The following is a 14,425-nucleotide window of genomic DNA, read 5'->3' as shown; positions in this document are numbered from 1 at the left end:
AAGGTGACCATGGTCACCGGCGACTACGGCCTCACCGCCCAGGCCATCGCCCACCAGATCGGCCTGCTGGATCCCCCCATCGGTGCGGCCCATCCGGTCCACGCCGACCCGGTGCGGGTGATTCAGGGTGACCATCTGGATCAGATCAGCGATGTGCAGCTGCGCCAGCTGCTCCGTCACCGCAGCAGGCTGGTGTTCGCACGGATGGCGCCGGAGCAGAAACTGCGGCTGGTGCGGAGCTACCGGAGCCTCGGGGAGGTGGTGGCCGTCACGGGGGACGGCGTGAACGACGCCCCGGCGCTGCGGGCCGCGGACGTGGGGGTGGCGATGGGACTGGTGGGCACCGATGTGGCCCGGGAGGCGGCCGACATCGTGCTGACGGATGACAACTTCGCGACCATCGTGACGGCGGTGCGCTACGGCCGCTCGGTGGTGGCCAACATCGCCAAATTCCTGACCTACATCCTGGCCTCGAACGTGCCGGAGATCCTGCCGTTCCTGGCCATGGTGGTGCTGCGCATCCCCGCCGCCCTCACCGTGCTGCAGATCCTGGCGGTGGACCTGGGCACCGACCTGCTGCCGGCCCTGGGTCTGGGGGCGGAGCCGCCCGAAGCCGGTCTGATGCGCCAGCCTCCGCGCCCCAGGGATCGGCACCTGCTGGATCGCCATCTGCTGGTGCGGGCCTATCTGTTTCTGGGGCTGATCGAGGGCGCCCTTTCTCTGAGCGCCTACCTGCTGGCCTGGCAGGCCCAGGGCGTCGACGCGCTCACACTGCGGCACCTCGCCCCATCGCTGCTGGACGGCAGCGCCGGGGCGGACGTGCTGGACCTGCAGCACCAGGCCTCCGCCGCCGCCTTCACGACGATCGTGCTGGGACAGCTGGGGGTGCTGCTGGCCTGCAGGAGCGAGCGCCAGCCCGCCCTCAGCCAGCTGGGGCTGGCGACCTGGCGGGCCAACCCCCTGCTGCTGCTGGGGATCGGCGCCGAGACCCTGCTCACCCTGGCCCTGATCACCGTGCCCCCCCTGGCCGCCCTCTTCTCCATGGCGCCCTTTCCAGCGGCCTGGCTCGGCTGGATGGGGCTCACACCGCTGGTGATCGTGCTGGCCGACGACGCCCGCAAACGCTGGTGGCACGCCCCCTGAAGGGGACCAGCACACCGGGACCAGCCCGGTCAGGGTCCAGCCGGCTCCGGCCCTGGAATCCGCAGATCCGGGCGGCGGATCATCCGGGCATGGTGACGAACTCCTCGGCCACCGAGGGATGCAGGGCCATGGTGCGATCGAAATCGGCCTTGGTGGCCCCCATCCCGATCGCAATCGCCGCCATCTGGATGATTTCTGCGGCATGTTCACCCACCATGCTGCAGCCCACCACCCTGCCGGAAGCGTTCTCCACAATCAGCTTCAACAGCACCCGGGGACCGCGGGCCGGCAGGGCCTGACTCATCGGCCGGAAACGGGCCCGGTGCACGGTGAGGCCCTCCACACCATGGCGCTCGGTGGCCTCCTCCTCGGTGAGCCCCACCGACGCCAGCTCGGGCTGGGAGAAGACCGCACAGGCCACCAGGTTGTGGTCCACACGCCTGGGCTTGGCGCCGAAGACGCTGTCGGCGAAGGCCCTCCCCTCATCCACGGCCACCGGCGTGAGGTTGATCCGGTCGGTGACATCGCCGACGGCATAGATGCCGGGCACGTTGGTGCGCTGCTCGGGATCCACCGGGATGCGATGCCCCTCCACGGCCACGCCGGCCCCCTCCAGGTTGAGGCCCTGCAGGAACGGGCGGCGGCCGGTGGCCAGCAACACCCCGCCACAGGGAAACTGCTCGCCGCTCTGGCTGGTGACGGTGAGATCGCCGGGAGCACACTCCCCGGTGATGGCCGCCGGGGAGTGGGCGAACCGCAGCACGATGCCGGCCGCCTCCATGGCCTCCTGCACGGCAAGGCTGGCCTCCCGGTCAAAACCGCGGAGCAGGTGATCACCCCGCACCAGCTGGGTCACCTGCACCCCAAGACCGTTGAGGATCCCGGCGAATTCGCAGGCGATGAACCCGGCCCCCACCACCACCATGGAATCCGGCAGGGATTCGAGCTCGAACAGCTCATCGCTCACCCAGCCCAGGTCGGCACCGGGAATGTGGGGGCGGTGGGGGCGGCCGCCCACGGCGATCAGGATCCGTTGCGCCTGCAACTCCCGCACCGAGCCATCGGCGGCCGTGACCTCGACGCAGTCGGAACTCCTGAACCGGCCCCAGCCGCGCACCAGCTCAACGCCGGCCTTCTCCAGAAAACCGATGTGCAACTGGTTGAGCCGATCCACCTCCGCCCGCACGTTCGCCAGCAGGGTGGCCGGGTCCGAACGCACCGCACCGAGATGCCAGCCGTAGCTCGGGGCATCGGCGAGCAGCTGGCGGTACTGGGAGCCGTACACCAGCAGCTTCTTGGGCACGCAGCCGCGGATCACGCAGGTGCCGCCCACCCGATCACCCTCCACGATCGCCACCCTGGCCCCGTAGGAAGCGGCCCGCTTGGCGGCGGCCAGACCACCCGAACCGGCCCCCAGCACGATCAGATCAAAGGACTCGCTCATGCAACCTCTCGCGGCGCTCAGGCAGGGGGGAACGGGGCCCCATCCAAGCGGGCTCCCTCCAGCATGGCGCCACCGAGCTGCACATCCCGCAGATCACAACCCCGCAGGTCGGCCTCCCGCAGGTCCGCTCCCGTGAAATTGGCGCCATAGAGGCAGCTCGTGCGCAGATCGGCCCCATGGAGCTGGGCCCCCTGCAACAGCGCGAAGCTCAGGTCCGCACCGTGGAAGTCACTGCCGCCGAGATCGGTGAGCTGGTCGAGACCGCTGCGGAAATCAGCCTCCACCAGCCGGGCCTGCCGCCACAGACTTCCCGCCGCCACCACCCCGCGCAGGCAGGCCCGGTGCAGCAGGGCGCCGGAGAAATCAGCCCCCTGCAGCCTGGAACCCGAGAGATCGGCCTCGTGCCAGTGGGAGCCTCGGGCCTGCAGCGCCGAGAGGTCAGCCCCCCAGATCAGCGCCTGCTGGAAGCAGCAGCCCTCGACATTGGCCCCGCGCAGGATGGCGCGGCCGAAGCGCGCCTCCTTGAAACAGCCGCCATGGAGATCGCAGGCGGCCAGATCGAGATCGACGCCGTCGAGATCCCCGAGCCGCAAGCCCGGGAAACGGCGTTCACCTTCGGCCAGGGCCGTACGCAGTTCCTGCAGGTTGGCGGGCAGGCGGGACACGCTCACAGAATGGCCGCCAGGGCATCGAGCTGCTGACGGCGCGAGCTGAGCAGCAGCTTCTCGGCCTGGGCCAGCAGCTTGAAGACGCTCCGGTCGAGCACCTCGTAGAAGACGAGGCTTCCCTCGGGCCTGCGCTTGACCACCCCGGCGATGGTGAGGAGCTTGAGGTGCTTGGAGACCAGAGCCTGGCTGAGGCCGGTGCGCTCGACCACGGCGGTGACATTCAACGGCCCCTGCCGCAGGGCTTCCAGCACGGCCAGCCGGTTGGGCTCGGAGAACACCTTGAAGTACTCGGCGAGGGCTTCCATGACAGGGGAGGGGGCAGAGGAGGGGGCAGGGCAGGCAGCAGGCGAGGCTGCGGGGGCAGGGGCGGGTCAGCCCTGGCTCCGCCGTTCCACACTACAGGCCTTCCTTCTACTGGGCTGACGCGCTGACCTGGTAGCGGATTGAGACAGTTTCAAGTTTCTCCGATTCCATGGAATCACGCTGGTGTTATCTGTTGGGAGCCGGCCGCCCGGCCTTCGCAGGTCGCCCCGCAGTCCGACACCCCTTCATCGCCGTCCCCGCCCGAGCATGACGAGCACCGCCGCCGCGCCCCACCTCCGCGAAGACCTCCTCACGCCGCGGTTCTACACCACGGAAATCGACAAGGCCGCCAGAACCGACCTGGAGGACCAGAGACCCGCCTTCGAGGCCATGCTCAAGGAGATGCAGACGGATTACAACCGCGAGCATTTCGACCGCCGGGCGCCCCTCGAGCGCCTGCGCAGCCTGACAGCGGAGGAGAAGGAAGCCTATGAAAGCTATCTCGTGCGCTCCTGTGTCTCGGAATTCTCCGGTTTTCTGCTGTTCAAGGAACTCTCCCGGAGGCTCCACAAGGCCGGCCGGACGGACCTGGGTGAGCTGTTCCAGCTGATGGCACGGGACGAGGCCCGCCACGCCGGCTTTCTGAACCGTGCCCTGGTCGCCGAGGCGATCACGATCGATCTGCCGACCCTGAGCAGCAAGCGTCCGATCACCTGGTTCCCACTCAGCTGGGTTCTCTATTCGGTCTATCTGTCCGAGAAAATCGGCTACTGGCGCTACATCCTCATCGATCGCCACCTGAAGGCCAATCCGGATCACAACTTTGCACCCCTGTTCGACTTCTTCGAACCCTGGTGTCAGGACGAGAACCGGCACGGCGACATCTTCAACATGCTGATCCGTTGCTGGCCGGAACTGAAACGCGGCTTCCCCGGCAAGTTGCTGAGTCGCTTTTTCCTGTGGAGTGTCTTCCTGACCCACAGCCTCACCGTCTGCGAGCGGGGTGACTTCTACCGGATCCTCGGCATGGATCCCAACCAGTTCGACGCCGAGGTGATGCAGCAGACCAACCGCACGGCCCGAAGGGCCTTCCCCTGGGTGTTCGACCTGGAAGGGAGTGAGTTCCTCGGCCTGCGCGATCGGATCGTGGCCACGTTTCGCTCGCAGCGGCAGAGCCGGGGCCTGCGGAAGCTGGCACTGCGCTGGGAGCTGGCCGGGCTGCTGATCAGGCAGTTCGCCCAGCCGATGCTGCCCACCCCAGCCGCCATGGCCACACCATGCAAAACAGAATAACGGCATCGTTGTTCTGTTTTTAGCCAATTCGCCTGACCGCTCCCTCCATCCCCGCCCCTCCCTGCGGCGAGGTTTCACCCCCTGTGATCCCATGGCCACCCCCGTCAGCCCCCTTACAGCCACCACCTCCCGACCCACCACCTGCCAACCCAGCGCCACAGCCCCCTCGATCTCGGAGCACGCCGGTGTCGCTGACGCCCAGCATCGCCGGACCTTGGGTCGGCGGGTGCGCCAGCTGCACGCCCGCATCGGCCGGGCCCACCACCAGGCCGAAGGCATGCCCTTCTCCCGGGCGCTGCTGGCCGGCGCGGCCACACCGCTGCAACTGGCGGCCCTGATCCGCAACCTGGCCCCGGCCTATGCGCTGCTGGAAAGCCGGCTCCCCGCGGTGGCTGCGGCCCTCGGATCCTGCTGCTATCCGTGGCCCTGGCCGGCCCTGGAGCGCTCCGCAGCCCTGCGCCACGACCAGGCCATCCTGGCGAGCCTGCCGGCCACGCCCCCGTCGGCAGCGGCGGCGGTGTGGCTGGAGCAGCTGCGCGTCCTGGCGGACCAGGCGCCCCACCGGCTGATGGCCCATGCCTACGTCCGCTACGGCGGGGACCTCTCGGGAGGCCAGCAGCTGGCGGAACAGGCGCGGCAGATCCTGGAGCGCCACGACCTGCCGAACCTGAACTTCTGGGTGTTCGACCGGCCCACGGGCGAGCTCAAGTCCGCCCTGCACGAGGGATTCGAGCAGCTGCAGCTCTCCGACCAGGAGGAACAGGAGCTGCTGGAGGAGGCCGAGCTGGCCTTTGGCGCCACCCAGTCGCTGCTGGCCGAACTGGCGCTGATCCGCTGACGCTCCGCCCCCAGCCCCCCTCTCCAGCCCACCCCGTCTCCCCCTCCCCTGCCATGGCCGCCACCCTGCTCACCCCGCTGGAGCTGCTGCTCAAGTACGACAAGCCGGTGCCGCGCTACACCAGCTACCCCACCGCCGCGGCCTTCACCGACGCCGTGGGAGAGAGCCAGCTGCGCACCCAGCTGGGCCGGCCCAGCGAGGCCCCCCTGTCGCTCTACGTGCATGTGCCCTTCTGCCGCCATGCCTGCTGGTACTGCGGCTGCAACCGGGTCACCACCCAACGGGGCTCGAAGGTGGTTGCGCCCTATCTCGCCACCCTGGCCCGGGAACTGGAGCTGGTGACGGCGGCGATGCCCCGGCGACGCCGGCTGGCCCAGCTGCACTGGGGGGGCGGCACCCCCAACTACCTCAACGCCGAGGAACAGCGCCAGCTCTGGCAGCTGATCGAGCGCCACTTCGAGCTGGAGGACGACCTGGAGGCCTCGATCGAGGTGAACCCGGAGTTCCTCAGCCGGGACCAGGCCCTGCAGCTGCGCGAGCTGGGCTTCCGGCGCATCAGCTTCGGGATCCAGGACGCCAACCCGGAGGTGCAGAAGGCGGTGAACCGGGTGGTGGCGGTGGAGCAGCTGCGCCGCTCGATGCAGTGGCTGCGCGAGGCGGCCTTCGACAGCATCAATGTGGATCTGATCTGCGGGCTGCCCCTCCAGACTCCGGAGCGCTTCGGACTCACCCTGGAGCTCGTGCAGGAGCTGCGGCCCGACCGCATCTCTCTCTTCTCCTTCGCCTATCTGCCGGAGCAGCTGCCGCTGCAGCGCCGGATCGCCGCGGACGACCTGCCGAGCCAGCGCGAGCGCATCGCCATGCTGGAGAACGCCAACCGGCAGCTCAGCCACCACGGCTACGACGCCATCGGCATGGACCACTACGCCCTCAGGGGCGATGCCCTGGCCGTGGCGGCCCGCAACGGCAGCCTGCACCGCAATTTCCAGGGCTACACCACCGGCGGGGAGCTGGAGCTGCTGGGTGTCGGTCCCACGGCGATCAGCCAGTTCTCCCACCTCACCTGCCAGAACGAGCGCAGCCTCCGGGCCTGGAGCAGCGCCGTCGAAGCCGGCCGGCTGCCGGTGGAGCGGGGCGTGGCGGTGCGGGAGGCGGCGGTGCTCGAGCGACGGGAGCTGATCAAGGAGGTGATGTGCCACTTCCAGGTGGAGCTGGACCTGGCCCGCTTCGGCCTGGAATGGGCCGAGCTGCAGGTCCTGGCCGACGACGGGCTGGTGCAGCTCAGCCAGGCTGAGGGAGTCGGACGGGTGCGCGTGACCACGGAGGGGCGCTGGCTGATCCGCAGCATCGCCGCGGTGCTCGATCCCGAGCAGCGACGCCGGGCGAGCGGATCGCGCCTGGTGTGAAACGTCAGGCCGCTTCGCCAACGATGCTGACTGCGCATCCTTGAGGATGCAACGTGACGATCAGATCCCCCACCCTGAAAGGCCCGATACGGTTGATGGGTCCAGGGCTTTTCAGGTTCGTGGTTGACACCGTGATCCTCGAGGACCAGGTTCTGCTGGCCGAGCTTCTGCACCATGAGCTCGATCGGATCCCTGGTCTCACGGTGGTGGATGTCGCCCACAGCGTGGAGGACGGCAAGCGCCTCTGCCGTGCCCACAGGCCTGATCTGCTGTTGATGGATCTGCTCCTCCCCGACGGGCAGGGGGTGGAGGTGGCGGAATGCCTGCTGCAGGACAATCCAACTGCCCGGGTGGTCGTGCTCTCCGCCCAGAGCGATCGGCTGTCCTGCTCCCGCCGCCTGCACGAGGCGATCCTGGCCGTGGTGGACAAGGGCAGCGCCGTGGACACCCTCCACCTCACCCTCCAGCGGGAGGTCCAACGCCGGGTGGGAACCGTGAACCAGCACGACCCGCTCGCGGCACTCACCGCGCGGGAACGGCAGGTGCTCGCCCTGATCGGGCAGGGGTGCTCCAGCGAAGCGATCGCCCGCCGCCTGACCATCTCCACATTGACGGCCCGCACCCATCGGCGCAACATCATCGCCAAGCTGGGATTCAAGGGGCCTGAACTCGTGCTGCTGGCCTCAGGGAACCTGCCGCAGCAGGCCTGATCCCGATGCCGCACCCCGGCGAGCCTGGGCGAACGCTGGCACAGCCCGCCGGCCAGCCCCTGCGGGCCTGCCTGCAGATGAGCGCGCTCTACCTGCTGGGCGGAGCCCTCTCCTGGGCCGCGCTCCGAGGCACCGGCTGGGCCGACCCGCTCTGGCCGGCGGCCGGCATCGCCCTGGGGATGATGGTCCCCGATCGGCCAGGCCGCCGGGTGGGCCTGGCCATCGGCTCCTTCCTGCTGAGCCTTGCGGTTCTCACGCTCAGCGGCCTCACGCTGCCGGCCACCCTGCTGGGGGCGGCCGGGGTGAGCCTCGCCACCACCCTTCAGGCCCAACTGGGCGCCCAGCTGGTGCGGCGACGCCTCGGCCCGCGCCCATCCCTGCTGCGCAGCGGTGAGATCCTCGACTTCATCGCCCTGGCCGGACCGCTGGCCTGCCTGATCGGCGCCACGGTGGGGGTGCTCACGCTCCTGGCGGCGGGGGTGATCCCTGAGGCCGAGCTGGAACGGGCCTGGCTCACCTGGTGGGCAAGCGACGCGATCGGGGTGATCGTGTTCGCCCCACTCACCCTGATGGCCCTGCCATCCCAGCGCGACCTCTGGCGGGGGCGTCGCCGCATCGTGGCCCTGCCCTCCCTGCTCGTTCTGGCCGTCACCCTGGTGGCCCTGCTTCATGCCAGCTGGCTCGAACAGCGCGAACTGGCGTTGCGCCTGAAGCAGCGGGCGACGCTGGCCGAGGAAAGTCTGCGCCGCACCCTGCTGGCCCATGAGGAGGCTCTGTACGGCCTGCAGAGCCTCATCCAAGCCACCGGGGAGCCGTCGCCAGAGGAATTCAGCCGCTATACGACCAGCCACCTCAAGCGGCTCTCGGGCCTCCACGCCCTCTCCTGGAATCCGGAGGTGCCCGACCAGGGGCGGAGCTCGTTCGAAGCCCGTCAACGGCAGCTCCCTGGCCGCGGCGGCTTCCGAATCACCGAACGCCAGCGGGATGGCAGCTTCGTGGCGGCCGGCCGGCGCCCGACCCTGGTGCCGGTGGCGCTGATCGAGCCGCTGAACGCCAACCGCGCGGCCCTGGGGTTCGACATCGGCTCCGATCCTGTGCGTGCCGCGACGCTCCACGCCGCGCGTGCCGCGGGCAGCCCGAAGGCCACACCTCCGATCCAGCTGGTGCAGGAGCGTGGCGGCCAGAAGGGCGTGCTGCTGATCCTTCCCATCGAGGCTCCCCGCGGCTACGTGGTGGGGGTGTACCGGCTGGGGGATCTGCTCAAGGAGAGCTTCAGGGATCCGGCCTGGCGGCAGTTTCAACTGCGACTGCTGGAGAGCCGCCCGGGGCGTGAGCCCGGCGAACTGGCCCGTATTCCAGCCGCTGAAGCCATCGCGCCGTCAGCCCGGAGCGACGCCAACAGCCTCAGCAGGCCCCTCGAGGTGGGCGGACAGGCCTGGCGGCTGGAAGTGACTCCGACACCGTCCTGGGGGATGGATGGACTGGACAGCCGATCCGCCTGGATCCCCCTGGTGGGTCTGCTGATCAGTGCGCCGCTGGAAGGTTTCCTGCTGCTCACCACCGGCACGGAACGTCTCCGTCAGGCCCAACTGCAGCGCAAGCTGCGCACCAGCCTCACCGCGGCGGCCAAGGCCCACGAAATCAAGCAGCCGCTGGCGCGCCTGCTGCTCCAGGCTCGCGCCATCCAGGGATTGCCGAAGCGATCAGGTCTTGCAAGCCCACGGGACGATCAGCTCTCGGCCCTGGCCGAGGGCATCGTGCGGGATGCCCGTCAGGTGAGTGGTGCCCTCGACGGGATCCGCAACCTGCTTGGCAACGACGTGCCTCAGCTCAGGCCCCTCGACCTCCGCGAGGCCGTGGAGTCAGCGCTGCTGGTCCTCAAGGGAGATCTGGAGCTGCAGGCGATGACCCTGGAGACCCAGGGGCTGGAGCAGCCCCATCCCATCGAAGGCGACAGAAATCAGCTGCAGCTGATGGTGGTCAACCTGATGCGCAACGCCATCGCGGCGACCGGCCCCGGAGGCCTCCTCAGGCTCGCGCTGCGGGATAGCCCCTTGGGTGTGGAGCTCGACGTGGAAGATGACGGGCCTGGATTTCCCCAGAGCATGCGGGAGATCGAGGCCCTCGTGCTGAGCAGCGACAAGCCGGAGGGCATGGGCATCGGGCTGTTCCTGGTGAAGTGTGCCGTTGAGAACCATCAGGGCACGATTGAGCTGGGCCGATCCCCCCTGGGAGGGGCAAGGGTCGTGATCGGTTTTCCAGCAGTCCCGAGTTGGCGCCGCAGCCGTCAGCGCGCGGCATCCATGGCTCAGCGGCGCCGCTCCTCACGGCCCACCGGAAACGGCCGCGCGGCGAAATGATCCACCAGAACGTCGATCAACTGATGGGTGCCGGGCTCACCGGCATGCTCGGCCAGGTACACCAGAGTTTCCGTGTAGGGCAGACCAACCTGATGCTCAGTGACGACCTGCAGCCCCAGAGGCCTCAGCATTTCGGGGGTGAGAAAGGCTGCCCGGTAGCGCGGCCCCCTCTGAATGCTGCTGATCGCAGGAATCTCAAGATCCTGATCCCCGTTCTGCTGAAACCAGGCCGCAGATCGGCTTCGACAGGAGTGGGGCAGAAACGGGAACAGGTGCAGCTGAACCGCAGACGCCCCGCCACCGGCAGCATCCGCTGACCTGGCCTCGGCCGTCACCGCCGCGGTGGCCGGCCCCGCCCAGATCAGCAGATCGATCGAACTGCGGTAGATGGGGAACATCGCCAGCGCTGCTGCCTGCTCAGGGCTGATCTCCTCAAGCTGGGTGGGCGTCAGCAGACAGGCATCGATGATCCGCTCGGTGAGCAGGTCGAGGGGGTTCTCACAGGCATGGGTGCGATCGGGAGGATTGCAGATCCAGGGCCCCATCGGCAGACGCCACAGCTCCGAGGACGACCAGTAGGGGGCATGCAGTCGCAGGGGGCGGCGAGCGCGGAAGCGGAAACACTGGTGCACCCTGCGCTCGAGCTTCAGCATCTCGGAAGCTCCGCGGACCCGCCAGCCTCGCGGCGTGCGTGCCACATGGCCACCGAAGATGGAGAGCACCTTATGGGTGCGGCGGATGACCGTGCTCTGGTTGGTGTGGGTGATCGAGGCCGCACGATGGGAACTCGACATCCAGAGCAGACTGTCGAGGGCTTCCAGATCCTCCTGATCAACCATCTTGATCAACATCAACCATCTTGATCGCCCCGATGAGATGAATCGGCCCGAAGAGATGAATCGGCCGCCAGAACTGTCATGCCATAACCCGCCAAGAACAACCAAGGCTGTTGAGCTAGTTGATCAACAGGAAAGGAAGGCCAGGATTTCTATGGCATGTCAATGTATCGTGAAAACGAGGGATTGGGCGGTCAAGATGGCTGCCAACTTCATCAATCGTGACCTGTGTTCAACCGCAGGAGTGGCTTGCGGACCTGGCTCCTCTGCCATGGAACTCGGCCTACTTCATTGGTGGTAGTGATCGATCAGGAGGAGGCAGAGATACCTCATCGAAGGCATGCCTCCCATCGGCTGGGCCGTGACAGTGATGGGTGACCCACGGCAGGCAACCCTTCATGCCCCGCTTCCTCCCTTCGCGCCTGGCGTCGCGCCTGGCTTGCTCCCGCCGCCCCTTCGCCGCGGGGTTGATCCTGGCCAGCACCCTGTTGATCGGCCTCGGGACCTGGCCGGTGCAGGCCGAGCCGGGCAAGAGCTCCGGCCGATCGGTGGCGCCGGTGGGCCTGGCCTCCAATCCACAGGCCATGAGCACCGCGCCGAGCCGGATCCGATCCAGCGCCCCGGTCGTCCAGCCCGCCTCCGAAAACTCCGAAGATGGGTTCAACTCCAGCTCCAGGAAGTCGCGCGGCGCGGGCAACACCAACTGACCTCAGCATCAAAAAAGTCCGCTCCTGGAGGAGCGGACTTGGGGATGGAGCAACGTTGAGGGTCAGCCGATGAGCGGCCTATTTCGCACTGGGGGCGAAATCCGGATAGGCCTCCATGCCGTGCTCACCGATGTCAAGGCCGATGATCTCCTCTTCCTCGGTGACGCGAAGCCCACCGAAGACGGCTCCGATGATCGACCAGAGAATCAGCGAGGCCACAACCGCGGCGACGGCGTAGGAAATGACCCCGACGAACTGGATGCCGAGCTGGCTGAAGCCATGGCCGGTGAACAGGCCCTTGTCGGTGTTGAACAGGCCCACGGCCAGGGTGGCCCAGACTCCGCAGCTGCCGTGGACGGAGAAGGCACCCACGGGGTCATCGATCTTGATGGCGTCGATGAAGGCGACGGAGAACACCACGATCACACCGGCAAAGAAGCCCACCACCCAGGCGGCCGGCATGGAAAAGCCGTCGCAACCGGCGGTCACGCCGACCAGGCCGGCGAGGATGCCGTTGATGGTCATCGTGAGGTCAGGCTTGCCAGGGCGCTTGTCGGGTCCCATCCCGGGCAACTGGGAGGTCAGCGTGGCAGCGATGCCACCACCGGCAGCACCGAGGGTGGTGGTGACGGCGATGTAGGGAACCTCAGGAGCCAGGGAGAGCCATGAGCCGGGGTTGAAGCCATACCAGCCGATCCAGAGGATCAGGCAACCCAGGGTGGCGATGGCCAGGTTGTGACCGGGAATGGCCTGGGGCTTGCCTCCCACGAACTTGCCGATGCGGGGGCCGAGCAGGGCGGCGCCGACGATGCCGGCCCAGGCACCGACGGAGTGCACAATCGTGGAACCGGCGAAATCAATGAAGCCCAGGGTGCTGAGCCAGCCACCGCCAGCACCGGCATCATCGGGGAAGTTCCACTGCCAGCTCCCCAGGATCGGATAGACGATGCCGACCAGGAGCAGGGAGAAGACCACGAATTCGGCGAACTTGATCCGCTCGGCCACCAGACCGGAGACGATGGTGGCGGCCGTGCCGGCGAAGGCGGCCTGGAAGAGGAAGTCGACGCTGGGCACCAGCTTGCCCTCGGTCACCATTTCGGGGGTGACGGTGGGATCGAAGAACAGGCCCCCGAATTTGAACCAACCGGGAATGACCCAGTCAGCGTTGTACATCAGCTTGTAGCCGATGAACCAGTAAGCCGAAACGGCAACGGCAAAAACCAGCAGGTTCTTGAACAGGATATTGACGGCGTTCTTCTGACGGCACAGCCCGGCTTCCACCATGGCGAAGCCGGCGTTCATGAAGATCACCAGCACCGCGCAGATGAACAGGAAGAAGTTGTTGGCGAGGAAGGCTGGGGTGAGCTCCGGCAGCTCGGCGGCGTGGGCGGTGAGGTTGAAAACACCCAGGCCGAAGAGGGCCACGGGAACGCAGGCCAACCAGACGAGGCGGCTGGAGGAAAGGCCACGAATGCGACCCAGCAAAAGCGAGGGGGCATCCGACAAACTCGCCTCCCTGAGGCGTTTCGGTCGCCTGGGAGGGTGCGATGCGATGGTCATGGGCAGTTCAGAAGGCGGCTGCACGGTGGGGTTGGATGCCATCGGACATCCATCGGAAGTGACAATGCGCGCAAGCCGGTCACTCCGATGTTCTTTTCGATACAGAAAACTCGAGGCGCCGACCTCCGCGGCGGCGACGCGGACGACCGAAGGTGCGCGCGCCGCCACTGCCGAGCCGGCCCGAAATAAGCTTTGTTAAAAAGACGGAATTATGTTCACCATGGACAGCGGCAATCGCTAGAAAAGGCCTGGCAGGTACAGGCTGCAGGGCAAGCCCTGTGGAACAAGGCCTGCAGGACAACAGGACAAAACGTTGATCTGTACGTCCCGGTCCACCCCGTTCGACTGCCCGGCCTCTGTCCATCAGCGTCCGGCAGCACGCGGTATCCCCGGCAAGACGTCTGCTGGAAGTAACCCGGCCATGGCCGGGTGAAGCAACGCTCCTCTCCTTCACCCCGGCCGTCTCTGACGGACCGTCTGCTCTCCTTTCCGAAGAGGTCCCCACGATGAGCGATTCCAAACTGCGCTACCGCGGCATCCCCTACAACGCCGACCAGCACGAGCACCCCTCCGCTGAGGCGGTGGAGCACACCTACCGCGGCCGCCATTTCTTTGCCCCGCTGCGGCACGAAGCCGCCCCGGTGGATCCGTTGGTGGAACTGCAGTATCGCGGCACCAGCTACCACCACCACTCCCGCGAAAGCACCCAGCAGGCCAACGGCCACGCCTGAGGCCCATGGCCCGGCGGTCGCTGTGCCCTGACGGTGGCAGAGGCCAGCGGCCAGCCGGGAAGGGGCAGGACGAACAGGGCCACCAAGGGGCCACAATGTCAAAGAAGGGTGTCATTGCTACAGAACGCCACCCCATCAGCCCTTAAACCTGGGACACAAGGTCCTGTATTGCGTGAAACAGATCCAAGCCGTCGTGCGCCCCGAGAAGCTGGACGCCATCAAGGAAGCCTTGGTGGCCCTCGGCATCAACGGCATGACCGTCACCCCGGTGCAGGGTTTTGGCAAACAGATGGGGCACACCGAGGTCTACCGCGGCGTGAAGGTCGAGGCGAGACTCCTCACCAAGATGCAGATCACCACCGTGGTGACCGATCAGTCCTTGGATTCGGTGATCGAGGCCATCAGGACCACCGCCCACACCGGTGA

The 14,425-nt window shown here is 67.5% G+C and carries 14 protein-coding genes; 9 read left to right on the top strand and 5 right to left on the bottom strand.

Annotation, left to right across the window (positions count from 1 at the left end):
• On the top strand, positions 1-1,143 hold a 1,143-nt coding region (locus ACLD7X_RS13755), incomplete at its 5' end, for an HAD-IC family P-type ATPase (RefSeq protein ID WP_411424222.1).
• A 79-nt stretch (positions 1,144-1,222) separates the two neighbouring features.
• On the opposite strand, the gene gorA is transcribed toward ACLD7X_RS13755, so the two are convergent.
• From gorA to ACLD7X_RS13740, 3 genes are read right to left on the bottom strand one after another with little or no spacing between them, the layout of a single operon-like run.
• Positions 1,223-2,587 carry a glutathione-disulfide reductase gene (gorA, locus tag ACLD7X_RS13750; RefSeq protein ID WP_411424221.1) on the bottom strand — a complete coding sequence of 455 codons (1,365 nt, stop codon included), beginning with the start codon at positions 2,585-2,587 and terminating at the stop codon, positions 1,223-1,225.
• Positions 2,588-2,604: 17 nt separating this feature from the next.
• On the bottom strand, positions 2,605-3,252 hold the full coding sequence (locus ACLD7X_RS13745; RefSeq protein WP_412007082.1) for a pentapeptide repeat-containing protein: 648 nt from the start codon (positions 3,250-3,252) through the stop codon (positions 2,605-2,607).
• 2 nt (positions 3,253-3,254) lie between these two features.
• Positions 3,255-3,560: an ArsR/SmtB family transcription factor gene (locus ACLD7X_RS13740; RefSeq protein ID WP_411424219.1), complete on the bottom strand. Its 306-nt coding sequence runs from the start codon at positions 3,558-3,560 to the stop codon at positions 3,255-3,257.
• A gap of 265 nt (positions 3,561-3,825) precedes the next feature.
• On the opposite strand from ACLD7X_RS13740, the gene acsF reads away from it, so the two are divergent.
• The 5 genes from acsF (at position 3,826) to ACLD7X_RS13715 (ending at position 10,165) form a co-directional block, all read left to right on the top strand.
• Positions 3,826-4,851, top strand: coding sequence for a magnesium-protoporphyrin IX monomethyl ester (oxidative) cyclase (acsF, locus tag ACLD7X_RS13735; protein WP_411424218.1), 1,026 nt, complete (start codon positions 3,826-3,828; stop codon positions 4,849-4,851).
• A 91-nt stretch (positions 4,852-4,942) separates the two neighbouring features.
• Positions 4,943-5,689 (top strand): biliverdin-producing heme oxygenase, encoded by a 747-nt coding sequence (locus ACLD7X_RS13730; protein ID WP_411424217.1) that lies wholly within the window; start codon positions 4,943-4,945, stop codon positions 5,687-5,689.
• 53 nt (positions 5,690-5,742) lie between these two features.
• Complete coding sequence (gene hemN / locus ACLD7X_RS13725) at positions 5,743-7,095, top strand: oxygen-independent coproporphyrinogen III oxidase (RefSeq protein WP_411424216.1); 1,353 nt, start codon at positions 5,743-5,745, stop codon at positions 7,093-7,095.
• A 119-nt stretch (positions 7,096-7,214) separates the two neighbouring features.
• Positions 7,215-7,805: a LuxR family transcriptional regulator gene (locus tag ACLD7X_RS13720; RefSeq protein ID WP_411424215.1), complete on the top strand. Its 591-nt coding sequence runs from the start codon at positions 7,215-7,217 to the stop codon at positions 7,803-7,805.
• 5 nt (positions 7,806-7,810) lie between these two features.
• The gene (locus ACLD7X_RS13715) at positions 7,811-10,165 is read left to right on the top strand and encodes a CHASE domain-containing protein (protein WP_411424214.1); all 2,355 of its coding nucleotides are present in this window, start codon (positions 7,811-7,813) and stop codon (positions 10,163-10,165) included.
• Here ACLD7X_RS13715 and ACLD7X_RS13710 read toward each other — a convergent pair.
• Positions 10,114-11,004, bottom strand: coding sequence for a hypothetical protein (locus tag ACLD7X_RS13710; protein WP_412007083.1), 891 nt, complete (start codon positions 11,002-11,004; stop codon positions 10,114-10,116). The genes ACLD7X_RS13715 and ACLD7X_RS13710 overlap by 52 nt on opposite strands.
• Positions 11,005-11,375: 371 nt before the next feature.
• Between ACLD7X_RS13710 and ACLD7X_RS13705 the strand changes: the two genes are divergently transcribed.
• Positions 11,376-11,708 (top strand): hypothetical protein, encoded by a 333-nt coding sequence (locus tag ACLD7X_RS13705; protein WP_425625225.1) that lies wholly within the window; start codon positions 11,376-11,378, stop codon positions 11,706-11,708.
• A gap of 78 nt (positions 11,709-11,786) precedes the next feature.
• Here ACLD7X_RS13705 and ACLD7X_RS13700 read toward each other — a convergent pair whose 3' ends face one another.
• Complete coding sequence (locus ACLD7X_RS13700; RefSeq protein WP_425625224.1) at positions 11,787-13,148, bottom strand: ammonium transporter; 1,362 nt, start codon at positions 13,146-13,148, stop codon at positions 11,787-11,789.
• Positions 13,149-13,774: 626 nt separating this feature from the next.
• Between ACLD7X_RS13700 and ACLD7X_RS13695 the strand changes: the two genes are divergently transcribed.
• Positions 13,775-13,999 (top strand): DUF4278 domain-containing protein, encoded by a 225-nt coding sequence (locus ACLD7X_RS13695; protein WP_411424210.1) that lies wholly within the window; start codon positions 13,775-13,777, stop codon positions 13,997-13,999.
• A gap of 193 nt (positions 14,000-14,192) precedes the next feature.
• Positions 14,193-14,425, top strand: a 233-nt coding sequence (locus ACLD7X_RS13690; protein ID WP_425625223.1) for a P-II family nitrogen regulator, incomplete at its 3' end; no start/stop codon positions are given.

It is taken from the genome of Aphanothece microscopica RSMan92, assembly GCF_046613545.2.
Classification (GTDB): domain Bacteria; phylum Cyanobacteriota; class Cyanobacteriia; order PCC-6307; family Cyanobiaceae; genus NIES-981.
The sequence above is the reverse complement of the archived record's forward strand: the minus strand, read 5'-3'. Positions and strand labels throughout refer to the sequence as shown.